The sequence below is a fragment of the Alkalibacterium thalassium genome (assembly GCF_900101165.1).
Classification (GTDB): Bacteria; Bacillota; Bacilli; order Lactobacillales; family Carnobacteriaceae_A; genus Alkalibacterium; species Alkalibacterium indicireducens.
Genome location: NZ_FNFK01000019.1, coordinates 1 through 15,287 on the forward strand (window position 1 = coordinate 1; position 15,287 = coordinate 15,287).

15 protein-coding genes are annotated in these 15,287 nt (G+C 40.4%); 10 read left to right on the forward strand and 5 right to left on the reverse strand.

Features of this window, described 5'->3' with window-relative positions:
- On the reverse strand, positions 1–205 hold a 205-nt coding region (gene tnpA, locus BLR76_RS05710), incomplete at its 3' end, for an IS200/IS605 family transposase (protein WP_143009196.1).
- A gap of 174 nt (positions 206–379) precedes the next feature.
- Complete coding sequence (locus BLR76_RS05715) at positions 380–1,222, reverse strand: competence protein ComK (RefSeq protein ID WP_091266601.1); 843 nt, start codon at positions 1,220–1,222, stop codon at positions 380–382.
- Between the two features lie 379 nt (positions 1,223–1,601).
- On the opposite strand from BLR76_RS05715, the gene BLR76_RS05720 reads away from it, so the two are divergent.
- From BLR76_RS05720 to BLR76_RS05755, 10 genes are all read left to right on the forward strand, one after another.
- On the forward strand, positions 1,602–2,141 hold the full coding sequence (locus BLR76_RS05720; RefSeq protein ID WP_176759625.1) for a sigma-70 family RNA polymerase sigma factor: 540 nt from the start codon (positions 1,602–1,604) through the stop codon (positions 2,139–2,141).
- Between the two features lie 18 nt (positions 2,142–2,159).
- Entirely contained in the window at positions 2,160–3,011 is an 852-nt protein-coding gene (locus BLR76_RS05725; RefSeq protein ID WP_091266606.1) for an N-acetylmuramoyl-L-alanine amidase family protein, read from the forward strand.
- A 239-nt stretch (positions 3,012–3,250) separates the two neighbouring features.
- Positions 3,251–3,424, forward strand: coding sequence for a hypothetical protein (locus tag BLR76_RS11785; RefSeq protein ID WP_176759626.1), 174 nt, complete (start codon positions 3,251–3,253; stop codon positions 3,422–3,424).
- 583 nt (positions 3,425–4,007) lie between these two features.
- Complete coding sequence (locus tag BLR76_RS05730) at positions 4,008–4,883, forward strand: metallophosphoesterase (RefSeq protein ID WP_091266608.1); 876 nt, start codon at positions 4,008–4,010, stop codon at positions 4,881–4,883.
- A gap of 88 nt (positions 4,884–4,971) precedes the next feature.
- Complete coding sequence (locus BLR76_RS05735) at positions 4,972–5,301, forward strand: glycosyltransferase family protein (RefSeq protein ID WP_091266610.1); 330 nt, start codon at positions 4,972–4,974, stop codon at positions 5,299–5,301.
- Positions 5,302–5,347: 46 nt separating this feature from the next.
- Complete coding sequence (locus BLR76_RS11590; protein WP_143009198.1) at positions 5,348–5,488, forward strand: UDP-N-acetyl glucosamine 2-epimerase; 141 nt, start codon at positions 5,348–5,350, stop codon at positions 5,486–5,488.
- A 174-nt stretch (positions 5,489–5,662) separates the two neighbouring features.
- The gene (locus tag BLR76_RS05740) at positions 5,663–6,910 is read left to right on the forward strand and encodes an MFS transporter (protein WP_091266611.1); all 1,248 of its coding nucleotides are present in this window, start codon (positions 5,663–5,665) and stop codon (positions 6,908–6,910) included.
- A 332-nt stretch (positions 6,911–7,242) separates the two neighbouring features.
- Positions 7,243–8,307: a bifunctional glycosyltransferase family 2/GtrA family protein gene (locus BLR76_RS05745; protein ID WP_091266613.1), complete on the forward strand. Its 1,065-nt coding sequence runs from the start codon at positions 7,243–7,245 to the stop codon at positions 8,305–8,307.
- A 671-nt stretch (positions 8,308–8,978) separates the two neighbouring features.
- The gene (locus BLR76_RS05750; protein ID WP_176759627.1) at positions 8,979–10,115 is read left to right on the forward strand and encodes a plasmid pRiA4b ORF-3 family protein; all 1,137 of its coding nucleotides are present in this window, start codon (positions 8,979–8,981) and stop codon (positions 10,113–10,115) included.
- A gap of 862 nt (positions 10,116–10,977) precedes the next feature.
- Positions 10,978–11,667, forward strand: a complete 690-nt coding sequence (locus tag BLR76_RS05755; RefSeq protein WP_091266618.1) for an N-acetylmannosamine-6-phosphate 2-epimerase — start codon at positions 10,978–10,980, stop codon at positions 11,665–11,667.
- Between the two features lie 56 nt (positions 11,668–11,723).
- Here BLR76_RS05755 and BLR76_RS05760 read toward each other — a convergent pair whose 3' ends face one another.
- From BLR76_RS05760 to BLR76_RS05770, 3 genes are all read right to left on the reverse strand, one after another.
- Entirely contained in the window at positions 11,724–12,425 is a 702-nt protein-coding gene (locus BLR76_RS05760; RefSeq protein ID WP_091266620.1) for an FAD-dependent oxidoreductase, read from the reverse strand.
- Positions 12,426–12,607: 182 nt separating this feature from the next.
- Complete coding sequence (locus BLR76_RS05765; RefSeq protein WP_091266622.1) at positions 12,608–13,420, reverse strand: aldo/keto reductase; 813 nt, start codon at positions 13,418–13,420, stop codon at positions 12,608–12,610.
- Between the two features lie 77 nt (positions 13,421–13,497).
- Positions 13,498–15,276 carry a DUF4153 domain-containing protein gene (locus tag BLR76_RS05770; protein ID WP_091266625.1) on the reverse strand — a complete coding sequence of 593 codons (1,779 nt, stop codon included), beginning with the start codon at positions 15,274–15,276 and terminating at the stop codon, positions 13,498–13,500.
- Positions 15,277–15,287: the final 11 nt, after the last annotated feature.

Genomic DNA, 15,287 nt, shown 5'->3' on the forward strand with positions numbered 1-15,287 from the left:
CATTCAAGAACAGATGAACATGGTCTTCATCCGTCTCCAAAGCAAGGAGGTGGAAGCCTTGTTCATCACAAATGTCTTGAACTAATTTCTTGAACCGTTCTTCGAGAGAGGGATTCAAGAAAATCTTTCGTCTGTACCGAGGACAAAACACAAAATGATAGTTGATGAGGCTGACGGTTGTTTTAGTTCTACGGTAATTTTCCATGTATCCATTATACTCTATACGTGTATGAAAACATACCGAACATACTCAAAAAATATTCGAATATATCACAGGGCTTTCGAGTTCGCCAAAGCGAACCCTCATCCCTGCCGAGCTATCATCCCATGATTGAAACCGTGGGTTTTCTCGCTCGGAAAACTGATAAGCTGTTTTGTTTTATAGCGTAAACTTAGGATACTTTTTCATAACGTCATCGAGCAATGGATCGCCTTCTTTAAGAACTGTGCGAAGCATCTCCAGAGCCTGGAAATAGGAAAAGAACATCAGACAGGAGAATAGGGTTGGTATTTTTTGAGAAAAGGTGTGCTGGAGCGAGCGTTTCTTTAAAATGTTCCAGGTCTGGTAATCATCGGACTCATCCTGGTATAAGGCCTGCCACCCTTTGACCATAGCCTCCTGAGCCTGGTAAATAATGTGACCATTATTTACCATCTTATCCGTCTTTTTTATATCTAGATCAATCAATAGCTCGTGTTCATTTTTTATACTAAGTAAGGTCTGTTTGTCATGGCTATGGATATCCCGAACATTATGGATTCCGATCCAGCTGGCGTGATTGTGCTTCGTTCCTTTGTCCGGAGCGAAACACATGGGACCTAAGACATAGGGACATTTCTGATTAATGCCAAAAGCTTTGCCTAAATGTTTAATCATTTCATAGTTTATGTTCATGGCATTGAACGACCGGTTTATTATCTGAGTTGTCGTTTCAACGGACTTGAGAGGTGACCCATAGAGATTAAAGACAATCGTGTTATAGGGTGTTCGTTCTTCATTGGACAAATCACAGATATAAAAGCATGTCCGGTCTATAGAAATATACTTCTGTTCAAGTGAAACATCCAGATAATTCATGATTTGAGAAGCGTCTATTTTGAGATGATCAAAATAAGTTCTACCTCTGTCTATTTTATTACCCGTGAAGAGGTACTGACTTGCTCGTTCTTTTAAAACATAATCTTCCAGCTGCGTGACGTACTCGTTATAAAGTTTATCCATGAACCGTTCCCTTCGGCACTAATTAAAGCGCTATCATTATTTTTGTTAAAGTTCATAAATTCACATTGATTATAGCATAAGCTGGTTATATTCGGTAGATATTAATTATATTTTTTCCATTAGATTAATTTAATCCTGCCTGTCTATCTTCTTTTATGTCAGTCGAAATCAGTATATCTAGTTAAGAATATGATGAGGATTTAAACTGATTCACCTCGATTATGAAAGTCTTTAGACTGGAATAGCAATAATTTTATTAATCGGGTGTCAGACTACAGGTTTCAGTCCTTTGAATGAGAATAGATTTACCTATAAAGTAGGTACTGTACAAGGCCTGGTACAAATGAAAATAGAGAATTCTCGTAGTAAAGGAAAATCGATGAGGACATTAACAGAAGAAATGGCAGATGACTTTTTCTTTGTTCATACCAGTCTGGTTCATGGAGCATTGAAAAAGTGTGGAGTTTTAAGATCAAATCAGAATTATGATGATCTAGTTCAGATAGGTTTACTGACACTCGTAAAAGTGTACGAGCAATTTCCAGAGGATTTATGTGAAGAAGAATATTTTTATCAGTTCACAGGTTTTGCCTTTCAAAAAATCAAATGGGCGGTAATAGATGAGTTGAGAAAATATCAGCTGAAAAAAGAGCGGGAGGAGACTGTTTCAGAATTTTTTGACGATGAAGCAGAGTCGTCCAGGGACAAAAATGAAGACTGGATCGTCTGGCAGCTCTTTCCGTCTATGCTGGATTGTCTGGCACCGAATGAACAGATCTATTTGAAAGAGACTGTCCTGAACCAGCTCTCCGTGACTGATATAGCGAGAAAGCATAAGGTCAGCCGCAAAACGGTCTACCAGTGGAAAAATCGAACGGCACTAAAACTGAGTCACTTTAAAGCAGTACTGACAAACTAATAGAGAGAAGGAAGAGACATGAGTAAAACAGTAATCATTGATGCAGGACATGGGGGAACCGATCCGGGGGCCAAGGGATTTGGAGTAAATGAAAAAGACTGGACACTTTCCATCAGTCTGTATCAGTATCGACGCTTGAAGGAGTGCGGGGTAGACGTCGCCCTGACCCGTCAGTCAGATGTATCCCTGAATCCGACGCAGCGTATAGCTAGGATCAGGAATCAGTATGATTTATGTGTATCTAATCACTGGAACGCCTTCAATGGTCAGGCACGAGGCGTCGAGACGATTCATTCGATTCATGCCAAAGCCGATTTTGCCAGAGCATTGGCTGAAAAGTTGGCTCATACCACTGGTCTGCCATTGAGGCGGGTATTCACTAGAGAAATTCGAAAAGGTGTCGATTACTATTATATGCACCGGTTGACTGGCAATACGGAAACAGTTATTGTAGAATACGGATTCATCGATAACCAGATCGATCATCAATACTATTTGGATCAGGCTAAGTTTATATCGTCTGCAGAAGCAGTTGTCGAATGCATCTGTATCAAAGTGGGCGTGTCATATCAGCCTCCTATAAAAAAGACTGAGCTGCATATCCCAGAGCAACCAGCTAATGTCATAACTGAATCGCTCGAGCGTTTTAAAGGGTTTCGTCTGGAGAGTATTCACAACGGTGAACTTCGTTTCTACAACAAGCCCAGCTGGTCTGACGATGATGTATTTGGATTCATGAAAAAAGGACAGATGTTTACTGAAATCCTGGACAAGCTGAAAGTCGGATCAGGTGAGCAGTATAAAGTGAAAAATGCCAGAGGACAGGTGTTTTATGTAACTGCCAGCCCGAAATTTGTCCGAATAGTGTGAGCATTAAGGCTAACGTAGAGAAGATAATTATTATCAAGCCAAGAAGAGGCGGTTTCCATGAATAAGGATTATTATAAAAGCACTAAAATGAAGTGCAGAAGGCTCGTTGTGCGTTAAACGACACTGAGAGTGTTTCAATGATGTAAAATCTGGCTAGGCCAGATTGTCATTCTGAATTTGAGAAACTGGCTCTTCAGGCAGTCAAAGCTATACCAGGACTTAACTATGCAGCCGTTGATATGATACTGGAAGACATTACTGAAGCCCCTACTCCTGAAAACCATGTAGTGACAGAAGTTGAATTCAGCCCAAGACCGGTCAGTATGTTCCATTGGAGTGGTGAAGTTAGAGACATGCCTGGTCCAATCCTCGATTTCTACGAAAGTAACTTGGATAGACTCAAGCATAAATAGAAACAAAAAGCGGTGCCAGTTAACATTGTCTTTGGATAATTACCAAACGGAGAAATCATATAGAATGTCGAAGAACTCTATGAAGAAGGAATACTTGAGGTCGATTCGGACAAGGGTTCCGGAAAAGATGCCTTTCTAAGTAGGGGCGAAAGCGATCAGGAAGTGACCGAATTCTGTCCTGAGAATTTAAAGTACAAAGGATAATAAAAGCTGAACAGAAAAGACACCGTTGCGGTGTCTTTTTTATATAAGGAGTGATTAGTAAAAAAAAGTCTAATCTGTATGTCTTAGTTTCTTAAAAAAAGTCTGAATGCCTCATAAGTTTACGTTATGAAGCATTCGTCAGTTTATAGTATCACCAATGCTTCATATATCCATTTTATGAGGTGTTCGTCACCGGAATTAGAAGATGAATGCCTCATAAAACCTAGTTATGAGGCATTCACGGAATAATCACAATAGTGTAAGATTATGACTCTATTTTTTTGTTGAGAATTGGAGTATAGTATAAATCATAACTACTACTTTTCCCGTTCATCGAATCAAACAAGCCACTATACTCATATTCTAAGGAGCACAAGCATTGAATTCTAAAAAAATCGTAAGCTACAGTACCATTCTATTATTTATCATTTTGACAGCAGGTTACTTGTATTATCAGAATAATGCAATTGAACTGTCTATATATGACTTTGAACACGAGAACATTCCTGGATCCTTTGAAGGATATAAGATTGCTCAAGTTTCAGATCTGCACAATAAAGAATTCAACGGGCGACTGACAGCTGAGCTCGAAGAACAGGAACCTGACATTATTGTAGTGACAGGGGATGTTATTGATAGAAATCGTACCGACATTCCAATAGCCGTTCAGGCGATGGAAGAGATGCTTGAAATAGCACCTGTCTACTTTGTTACCGGTAATCATGAGATGGCTTCAGGGGTGTATCCTGAGCTTCAGAGAGAAATCGATCGCATTGGTGTTATTGACTTAGATAACTCTTATGAAAGATTGGAAATCGAAGGACAGGAAATCGGGCTTATTGGAATCGAAGACCCACTTTTCCTGTTTCTGGATGATATTATAGAAGCCGGCTCTGAAGATTTGCTGATACAAGAGAGGATTGAAGACCTGATTGAAGAAGCTGGGACTGAGTTCAATCTGCTCCTTTCACATCGAGCTGAATTAATGTCGGTTTATGCGGCTGCAGATGTGGATCTGGCTCTGACCGGACATGCGCATGGGGGGCAGATTCGTCTGCCATTCATCAATGGGCTCTTTGCGCCATCGCAAGGGTTTTTGCCTGAATACACCAGTGGGCAGTATAGTGAAGGCGATACCCAGATGATTGTCAGCAGGGGACTAGGAAACAGTACTTTTCCACTGCGTATCAATAACCGGCCGGAACTTGTTATAGTTAATTTACGACCACAAAATTCTGAAGGAATAGTTGAATGATTAAGATACAGTCAGGGGTATAATAGATAAGGATAATTCAAGGGTGGTATTACCGACGTCATGTGACTTGTCTTATCTATATTGAAGTATGCAGGACGTACCCTTAAATACTCATTATTTTCAAGGAGGGGTTCCAGCGTCTGTAATAATTGGCTGGATCTGTCTTAATAGGGATCCTTCCTCCATTTACATTGCTGGGAATACAGCAGTCGATGTACTGAGAAAAACGATTCGGTCGGACTACACACATCCTTATCTGGAGTGGGCGAATACATCGCGTCTGATCATTCTGATGAGTACCTGTCGTGATGAAATGAAATCCACGTTAAAGAATGTAGTTAGAGCAATTAAGCGAATTGTAAATGATGAACCTGAAGTAAAGGTTATTTTTCCTCTTCACACGGATACAGACGAATGAAGAAGATATTGTCAGACACTGCAAATGGCTCTTAAGTGAAGCGGCTTTGTACAATAAAATGAGCAAAGCCTTTAATCCGTATGGTGATGGCTATGCCAGTGACAGGATAGCCGATATCATTCTGACAGGGAGGCGCTGGGAGTGGAACGAACGGTCTTCCAGTCAACTGGATTTCAAGCGCAAGTAATCAAACAAATAACTAACGGGAATGCCTTCGAATAGAGGCATTCTTTTTTTGTAGATTGTCAATTCTTACTTTCCTGTATGTTAAATCGTTTACATGGTCGAGTCATCTGTTATTCACCAAACAAAGGGCGTATACTAATTATTAAGAATAAATTTCTGATTAAGGAATGATAATGTGAAAAACAAAAGTATGAAACACTGGCTCGTGGTCCTGACTTTATGTGGCATCACGATCAGTGCGATCGGTCTGCCAGTGATGTCAAACGGGGTATTTATTACACCGATAGCTGACAGTCTAGGCGTCTATAGAGGATCGGTTGCGATGCACAACACCCTGACCCTTTTTACTAAAGCCATCATGTCATTGTATGCAGGTGTTTTAATTAGGAAGTACCCCTTCAAGCTAGTGATATTGTTCGGCGTAGTGCTGGCGGGTGTCTCGAATATCCTTTTAGGCTTTTCCGAATCGATTCTGGTTTTCAATATTTTGGGAACTTTAAGAGGGATAGGCTCTGGGCTTCTGGCCTGGGTCCCCGTGACAATTGTCGTCAATGAATGGTTCGAACAGAAGCACGGACTGGTCATGAGTATTGTGTTAAGTTTCAGTAGTGTGGGAGGCGCGGTGTTCTCTCCGGTCTTTACCAGACTGATCGAATCGATCGGATGGGAACAGTCTTACCAGATTATGGGTCTGCTGATTATCGCCTTTACTTTGCCTGCATTACTTATTCCTTATACTCTGGATCCTAAAGAATCAGGTTACTTACCTTATGGGGCATTAGAACATACTGATCAGGCTTCTATGAAAGAGAAGAAGACGATCAAGCGTGAAGCACAAGGCGGAGTGAACGGAACCTTGTTTGCACTGATGTTTACGTTCACTTTACTGCAGACAATGCTCATCGGTGTGCCTCAGCACTTCCCAGGTTTTTCGGGAACACTCGGTATGACTAGCGAAGTGGGCGCAACGATGCTGTCATTCGCCATGATCAGCAGTATCGGATTCAAGCTGGGGATGGGTTACCTCAGTGACTTTGTCGGACCGATTAAAAGTACTCTGAGCATGGTGGCTATAGTAGGGGGAGCGAGCATTCTTCTCGTCATATTTGAGAGCGCCTGGTTGCTTTATGGGGCTGCATTTCTGTACGGCGCCATCTTCTCGATTCCGTCAGTCAGTGTGACCTTGCTGACCAAAGAATTTTTTGGGCGCTATCATTTCGTCAGGCTTTATCCAATCCTGGCATTTGCTACAAGTCTAGGTGGAGCATTTTCGATCTCGCTGGTCGGATACATCTTCGATTTTACAGGGTCTTATATCCCTGCGTTTATCTTTTCTCTGGGTATTAACCTGTTTAATTTTGTTGTTTTATGGATCATGGTGCGGATGCACACGCACAATAGCTTGAGGAAGAAAGCAGCCTAATTATATGAGATAAAGACTTCATGGAGTATAACTGTATCAGGGTTGCGCTTTCGATGGATTTTTCAAGGTTTTTAAATCCTATATAATTGATAGGAGATAGTTAAACTGTTCATCATGAGGAAGAGAGGTAATGCCGATCATTGAGATCGGCTTTTTTCTTAGAATAGGAAAGTATAAAGTTTTACCCGCTAGAAAGCCTATCACCTCAAACGTTAATCAACTCCCGGTTCTATTAGACTCTTGTCATGGAAATATGCTATAATTAATAATGAACAGAATATGGATATTTTTTGATAAGGATCGACTATAGCGAGTGTAAATGAGGGTAGGGTATGAAAAACTGTGTGATTTTGATTCCAGCATTAAATCCTAATGAAAAGCTTTGTGAATATGTCCGTTTATTGAGTGAGGAGCGTTTCCTTTCGATCCTCATCATTGATGACGGAAGCGAGCATACCTGTCAGCGAATTTTTGACCGGTGCAGCTCATATTATAATGTAAAAGTTATACGCCACTCCGAAAACAAAGGAAAAGGAAGAGCACTAAAAAATGCGTTTGCGTACATATTGGATGACGAGCAGATGAGCAAAGCGAATGGAGTTATTACGGCTGATGCAGATGGTCAGCACAAACTGAACGATGTTATGACTATCTATCAGTCCTTATCTAAGGATCAGAGTAAACTGGTCCTCGGTGTGCGATCTTTTGACTCTGAAAATGTTCCTTTATCCAATAAAACAGGCAATACTATTACTCGACATGTGTTCAGACTGCTGTACGGCAAACGCATATCTGATACCCAGACAGGATTGCGCGGCATAGCTATGGACAGTTTACATCATTTTACAGACCTTGAAGGAGAGCGCTACAGTTATGAAACGAATATGCTGATTGCTGCAGTCAGACAGAATCTGACGATAGAGGAATGTCCGATCGAAACGGTCTACATCAATGAGAATGAAAGCTCTCATTTCAACCCGTTCAAGGACTCCGCAGAAATTTACTGGGTGCTCTTCAAAAATTTTTTTAAGTTTATGGGCGTTTCCCTAACGTCCTTTCTACTTGATATTACGCTATTTCAACTGTTCATGCTGATCCTTGGTTTTACCTTTGCGAGAAGGCGGATTCTAATTTCGACCATTCTGGCAAGAGCAGGATCGTCGCTATTTAATTACTGTATGAATCGCTCAGTGGTTTTCAAGAGCAAGCGTAAATGGAAAAAGACAATCATAGGATATTATTCATTAGCGCTAACAGAAGCAGTTATATCTGGCCTGTCCGTCTATTTATTGTTTCAGCTGACTGGGTTTAGAGCGGTCTTTCTAAAAGCTGGGGTCGATCTGGTCTTTTTTCTGGTCAATTATCGCATCCAGAAATTTGTGGTGTTTAAAGATTAATGAAATTGAGTTGGAATGAGTATGAAGAATTTGATTAACGGGAAGGCAGCTCAGAGTAATACGAGCTGCTTTTTACATGCATATGGATGTAAAGGATATCGATCAACTATAGGCAGAATTGCTTAAATCAGTGGGGGTTTTCAGATTAGAGATGCTGTAACGGCATTTCCTTTAATTCAGGAAGGGCCGAACTGCTGTTAGTGGATGATTTAACGAGACTTTATTAAAATAATTGACCAGTTTACTGTAACTAAAGAAAATCTGGCAATAGATTGTTCCATTTATAAAAGACTGAACTGTAACTAGAGGTTCTCTAATGGCATTAACACCTTTAAGAAATAAATAAACTACATCTACAAGCCTCCTAATGACAAGTTCTCAAGCTCTTAGAGAATAAAATGTAACTAGACAGCGTCTAGTTATATCTTATTAAATAAAGAGATCAGTAAAGTAGAATTAGAAATACTTTATTTCAGATGACCGCCGAGTGACTGACTGAATTAGTTTAGATATAAGCTGCTGAACAAGTAATGGTATTTTCGATTAACTCATATTTTCATTGCAGTATAATTTGCTGTTTAACTCAGGTAAGGAAAACGGTATGATTAGACTATTAACCAAGAATACAAGCATGCATGAAGACATGTAAGCCACACTCAAGGAGGATCACCATGCATCTTTACTTAACAAACAAGCTGTTAAAAGCCTTTAAAAAGGCAGAAAAAATTATGAATGAGTCTAATGACACCATGGATATCTCTCAAGAAGTGATAGCGGCAGACAAGCATGATCCTTTTTTCAGCTGGCATGGAAACTTGATGACGGTCAATCAGGATGACTGCCTTGTACTGACAAATGACGGCACTGGTCTGACCCTCATCTTTCTCTCACCTTATGAGGAGGATTATCTGGATTTTGGGGACTGGTTGAGCGAAGCAATGGATCGGATGATGCAACGGATGGGTTTCTCTGAGACCTCGATCAACGCTTACTTTAATCATTATTCCAAACCAACGGCCAGTAAAGCATCAGATGCGGCTTTAATTGGAAAAAACAGTGCAGCACTCAACGTTCTTCATAGGTATACTGAACAGGCAGACGATGAAGAATGCTTTCAGGAAACATGGTCGTACAAAGTCAGCATGAATAAGAAAGGGGAGGACGGTTCTCAAACTGCGATAGATGCGTTTTCCAAACAGTTTGAGCAGATCATTGGAACCGGATCGGTTTCGTATTCAGTGGATGTGGCTGAGCTTGAAGTTCGGCTTAAACTCGAAGGAGCGAAAGATGTCATTCGGATCATTCAAGTGCCTATGCACTATTCTTTTGATGACCTGCACAGGGTCATCCAGAAAGTCTTCTTATGGAACAACTCCCATTTCCACCAGTTTATATTAGAAGACGGCTTCACATTAATGGGCTCCGAAGGCTACTATCATATGCAGCACTATAACCGACTGGCTGATGATCAAGTGGGTTCCGGCGCACATCATACCCTTTCCGACGTTATTTCCTACGATGAAAACTCGGTTATCCGCTATGTTTATGATCTGGGTGACAGCTGGGAGCATGTCATAAAGCTTAGAAAAATATGGACTGAACATAAGCAGGTGCGCCCGCGATTGAAAATGATGATGGGAGATCCCGTTCCAGAAGATATCGGTGGATCAGGAGGATATGCCTATTATGTCGAAGTGATGAATGATCCAGAACATCCGGATCATGACGAGCTTAAAGAATGGGCCAGCCCGTTTGAATTGAAAAAAAGACAGTCGAATACTGTAGATAAGATAAACAAATCATTATAAGACGGTCTACGAGCAGAGTGAAGTCAGTATTTTGACGCACTCTGCTTTTTTATGTCGATAATTTTATTATTCAATAAGCAATTAGTAATATCAGTTATACCTACTATCTGTTGTCTAATGATGGATTGTAATTGTTGAATATAGAAGCTTTCATATTCATAAATAACAAGTATTATTGTGAAATATCCAGTTGCTAATACTAAAGTAGATGTGCGGAGTGAACGGGAGGCGAGTAGGATGCTGTTAAAAAAAGTGATATAGTCCAAAAATTAGGATGTAACAGAATTGTAAAAAAATCTATTTTATACGGTACATATAAACTGTTAAGGGGGTAAATCTGGTTATTATGTGAAATAACTGTGGAATGCATGAAACATTACTATTAATCTGTAATAAATTGATTCAAAATTTAAGTGATATGAGTTGAAATTAAATTAGAGTAGAGTTAGAATAACTTTAAGATTTATCATTTTTTTTCCTCAGTTGCTCATCACATACTAACAGTAGTGGATATTAATAAATATAAGACAGTCGTGATTGTTTATTAGAAGTGAAAAGTACTCAACCTTCAGAGGCCACTTATTATATCTGCTTACTTCCTCCGAAGTTCTTTTCATTTCCTACTTGTTTTCATGATTAATAGTTCGCTGAAAGCAGCTATTATTTCTTCGCCCCCCCTAAATTACATGAAAGATATGCATGCCCTTGTTTACTGGTAGAACTCTTCTTCCATGCAAGGGCACACTTTCTTTCGAGTTTTAACGTTTAACTTGCTGTTCGGTCTAACTTCTGCCGAGCTTATTTGTCTTTCATTTTCATTTGCCAGGTCTTATACTGAATAGGAGATGATTTGTAAAGGAGAATGAACAAGATTATGCTGGATCGAATAAAAGGTAAACTGGTCGTATCATGTCAGGCTTTAGAGGATGAACCCCTTCATAGCTCTTTTATTATGAGTAAAATGGCAAAAGCAGTCGAAATGGGAGGGGCTTCGGGGTTAAGAGCTAACAGCAAAGAGGATATTTTAAGAATAAAAGACGAATCGGAATTACCGATCATAGGAATAGTAAAGCGGGACTATTCTGATTCCAATGTATATATTACACCAACTATGAAAGAAGTCGACGAACTGATGGAGGCCGGGTGTGATATGATTGCCCTGGATGCTACTAGTCAAAAGAGGCCGAATGGTGAGATGCTTGAGGACTTTGTTCAGACTATAAGGAAAACCTATCCAAATATTCTGTTAATGGCAGATACCTCGACACTAAAGGAGGGGTTAGAAGCTGAAAGACTTGGATTTGATGTGGTATCTACCACTCTTGTCGGCTACACTGACTACACCAAAGATGCCGATATATATTCAAATGACTTTGAGCTGCTCAAACGATACCTCTCAGAGATTTCGGTGCCACTAATAGCAGAAGGAAAAGTCGATACGCCTGAAAAAGCTAAGGCCTGTCTTGAATTGGGCGCCTTTTCAGTAGTTGTAGGAAGTGCGATAACCCGTCCGCAGCTGATTACCGAGCGATTTGTAAAAGAGATGAGATAAATAAAAAACAGCACCTCCTATGAAAGGACGTGCTGTTTTTCTGTGCAGCAGTTCTATCAATACCCAAAATAAGGATCAGTAATAATGCGCAATCGTTTTATGCCTTTATTTTTCAGCTCTCTTATAGTCCCTTTTAATATGTTCCGTTTGCCTGATACATAGTAGAAAGCCTCGTTCTGATACTTTTCAGCCAGGTCCACGTACCTGGCTATGGTCTCTTCTTTAGACGCAGTGTACACAGGTTGAAATGATCTGTTCTGTTTTGCGATGGCATCAAATTCTGATTTGAAGAGATGCTTGTCGGGTGAAGAATAGATCAGATGAATTGGACGGCTGGCGTCGTTTGACAAGTAATAAGCTAAAGCCCTCATTGGTGTAATTCCGATGCCGGTAGCAATCAATACTATGGGAGAGGTCTCATCTTTGACTTTGAACCAGCCGAAGGGCCCTAATACCGTTACCCGATCTCCTTTTTTCATTGAAAACAGTTCTTTTTTGAAACTGCTGACAGGAGCATTGGCACGTGTGGCTATGGTCATCGTTTTTTCGCTGGGTATCGAGGCAACTGAAAATGCTCGAAATGGTTTGCCGGATACTTTATTGTCGGGAAGTAAAAAAGCACCGTGTTCACCGGCTTCCCATGTAAGCTTGTCCGGGAAAGATAGTTGGATGACATAATAGTCATCGAATGGATTGTTTATCGATTCAATCGAAACGGTATTTTTCTTAAATAGTCCTGTAAAATCAGATGGTTTCAATAAAGGCACCTCTTTAAATTTAATGTATTATTTAAATAAGTATATCTCATAAGTTAAAAAAGTCCTAGAGAAAAGCAAGTATGGACTGTCAACTCAAGTATGATATGACTCAGAAAGGGTATGATGCAAAAAAACCGCCGACAATTCTGTCAGCGGCTAATTCAGATTAGTTGAATTTGTGCTTAGCTTCTTACATCTTCCATCTTATCAAGAACAGCTAAGTCTTCTTCAGAGATAAAAAAATCCACCTGCTTGTTTTCAATGATGCGCTCTTCGTGCGTTGATTTTGGCAGTGGCAGTGTGTCTTTGTCCAGACAGTAGCGGATCGCCAGCTGTGCTGTTGTCACACCATATTTATCAGCCAGCTCCTTCAGTTCAGGTCTGTCCAGAAGTTGACCGGTAGCTAATGGTGAATAAGCTTCCACAACAATATCATGTTTTTTACAGAAAGAGACAAGATCTTTCTGGTCGCGCCCGATATAGTAAGGGATCTGGTTGGCCATAGGAACGATATCGCAGTTATCCAGAAGAGCCTGGATGTCACTGATTTCAAAGTTTGACACGCCAATTGCTCTGATTCGTCCATCGTTATAAAGCTTCTCCATCGCTTTCCAGGATTCAATGTTGCCCTCGGTATAATCTGCGCCTTTCTCACTCCAAGGCCATGGTGCATGAATGAGGTAGAGATCCAAGTAGTCCAGCCCCAGATTGTTCATTGTTTCTTCAAACGCATCAAGTGTTTCCTGATATCCCTTACGTTCGGCGGGGAGTTTACTCGTAACAAAGACATCTTCACGGGCAATGTCGTAATCTCTGATAGCCTTTCCGACATTTTCTTCGTTCTGATAAGCTAAAGCAGTATCGATGTGAGTATACCCGTTCTTCAGTGCCATGGTGACTGCATCATATGCTTCTTCATTTGGGATCTGCCACGTACCGAATCCTATACTTGGGATGGTAACTCCATTATGAAATGTGAATGTTTCTTTTGACATGTTCTGCATTCCTCCAATTAATTTTACTAAATCCAGTTTACCTCAAACCGTATGAAAATGCTTCCTATTTGACTGGCTTATTTGTAATCCAGGAGCACCGTAAAGTCACCACCGTAAAATGCATTTCTGTCAGTTTCAAATCTATTAACAATTAAAGTTATGACAACTTCCTCGTTTTCCTCAACAAACGTCAAGTCTTCTAGGGGTCGGGCCTGGCTCATTCCTTGTAAATCATAAATATCTTCCTGAAGGAAACTTAAATCAAATACCATGATTACTTCATCATTTTCTTCCAGCTCTAGGCTGAACACCTCATCATCGTGCTGAATGATCAGTTCTGTGTTCTCCTGATTCAGATCAATCCGTTTGTCTTCGTTAAACCCTTCGGACTGGTAGACAGAAAAGTAGACCATGTCGTCCATGCCAGCTACTGAAAAAGTTACAGGCTGTTCATTGTCAAGCTCCACATAGGCATATTCAGTTTCTACCGGGAACCACTCACCATTCTCTGAGTTATGATTGGCAAAATAATATGGGTCAAAGCCAAATACTGTCTGAAAATTATTATAATAGTCAAAGCGCTCAGGCAGCCAGTCCAGACGTTCCAGTTCATTGATATTATTCAGGTAATTAAAACTGTAGCTCAACTGGTTTCTTTCTTCATGTGAAAATGATACTTCTGTTCTGATCCGTCCATTATCATCAAAATTATCCGCTTGAATAATGTCCTCAACCTGTCTGATCTGACTCGCTGTCCCAATAGATACCGAGTCGATAAAAGGAAGGATGGATACTGTACCTAATGCAATCAATATAAGAGGAATATATCGGGAAGCTGATTTAAAGAAACCGTATATTATCACGCCACTGATTGCAAACAAACCAAATAGAAGAACGAAATATCTGCCATGCGTCAGTCCAAACTGAAAGGATTTTATAGATGATGAGATACTCTGAAAAACAGCAATGACCAGCAGCAGATATGGAAAGTATCGGTTGAACAGATGGACCCACTGCTTCGAGGACTGTTCAGTTAAAAAGAGCGTAATGAATCCGACAGCTACGTAACTGATCAGCATTGGTTCAATCAGACTGTCCAGCCAGAATTCTCCAGTAATGTTTGCGGCGATATATGCAACAAGCAATGCCGAGAAAATCAGAATCAGAGGGACAACAATAAAGTCTACCAGAACAGCTAAAATTTTGGGTCGACTGATGGCCTCTGTTACTGCCTGATCATTTTTGTCCCTGAAAAAGTCCGGAATACCGGACAGAAAATACACAGGAGCAAAAAACAGAAAAATAAGGGCAGCCGAATGACTGTACCATTCAAAGCTCAGCTGAATGAAAAGTGTACTGAATGTTGCCAGAATTGCTGCTACGCCAATGTAAAAGACAACAGCTAGAAGCAGACTACTGAAAAATGTCCGTATATAAGCAACCAGGGACTGTGAAAAGGTATAAGCTGTGCGACTTGTCGGGATCGTAATCAGCATAACACTGGCTATGAAAATGACTACGATCGTCCTGATCATCGCTGACTGATCAGATGCAAAGTTGATTTGTCTTAGATATATATAGTAAAGAAAGGCTGATACAGCAGAAACCAGTAGTATAAGCCAGGATGAACGGGTTTTCTGCCGCTGATTCTTTTCGTTCCATAACTGCCCGCATGCCAGAAAAAGAGCACCCAGTCCGGCAGAAAAGGCTTCTCTTGTCAAGGATGTCCGAGTAAGCTGGATATCAGCCATAACTATTAGAGTAGTCACAGCTAGAAAGAAAATTGATAGTGGAAATCGTCCGAATACTGCCATGCTCCTTTGTCTGAAACGTGCAAATAAACGGGTTCTATTCATGATAAGTCCTC

Excerpts from the sequence above, each read along its gene's own strand:
- BLR76_RS05715 (WP_091266601.1), bottom strand. The coding sequence starts at position 1,222 with ATGGATAAACTTTATAACGAGTACGTCACGCAGCTGGAAGATTATGTT.
- BLR76_RS05720 (WP_176759625.1), top strand. The coding sequence starts at position 1,602 with ATGAGGACATTAACAGAAGAAATGGCAGATGACTTTTTCTTTGTTCAT.
- BLR76_RS05725 (WP_091266606.1), top strand. The coding sequence starts at position 2,160 with ATGAGTAAAACAGTAATCATTGATGCAGGACATGGGGGAACCGATCCG.
- BLR76_RS11785 (WP_176759626.1), top strand. The coding sequence starts at position 3,251 with ATGATACTGGAAGACATTACTGAAGCCCCTACTCCTGAAAACCATGTA.
- BLR76_RS05735 (WP_091266610.1), top strand. The coding sequence starts at position 4,972 with ATGCAGGACGTACCCTTAAATACTCATTATTTTCAAGGAGGGGTTCCA.
- BLR76_RS05745 (WP_091266613.1), top strand. The coding sequence starts at position 7,243 with ATGAAAAACTGTGTGATTTTGATTCCAGCATTAAATCCTAATGAAAAG.
- BLR76_RS05750 (WP_176759627.1), top strand. The coding sequence starts at position 8,979 with ATGCATCTTTACTTAACAAACAAGCTGTTAAAAGCCTTTAAAAAGGCA.
- BLR76_RS05755 (WP_091266618.1), top strand. The coding sequence starts at position 10,978 with ATGAACAAGATTATGCTGGATCGAATAAAAGGTAAACTGGTCGTATCA.
- BLR76_RS05765 (WP_091266622.1), bottom strand. The coding sequence starts at position 13,420 with ATGTCAAAAGAAACATTCACATTTCATAATGGAGTTACCATCCCAAGT.
- BLR76_RS05770 (WP_091266625.1), bottom strand. The coding sequence starts at position 15,276 with ATGAATAGAACCCGTTTATTTGCACGTTTCAGACAAAGGAGCATGGCA.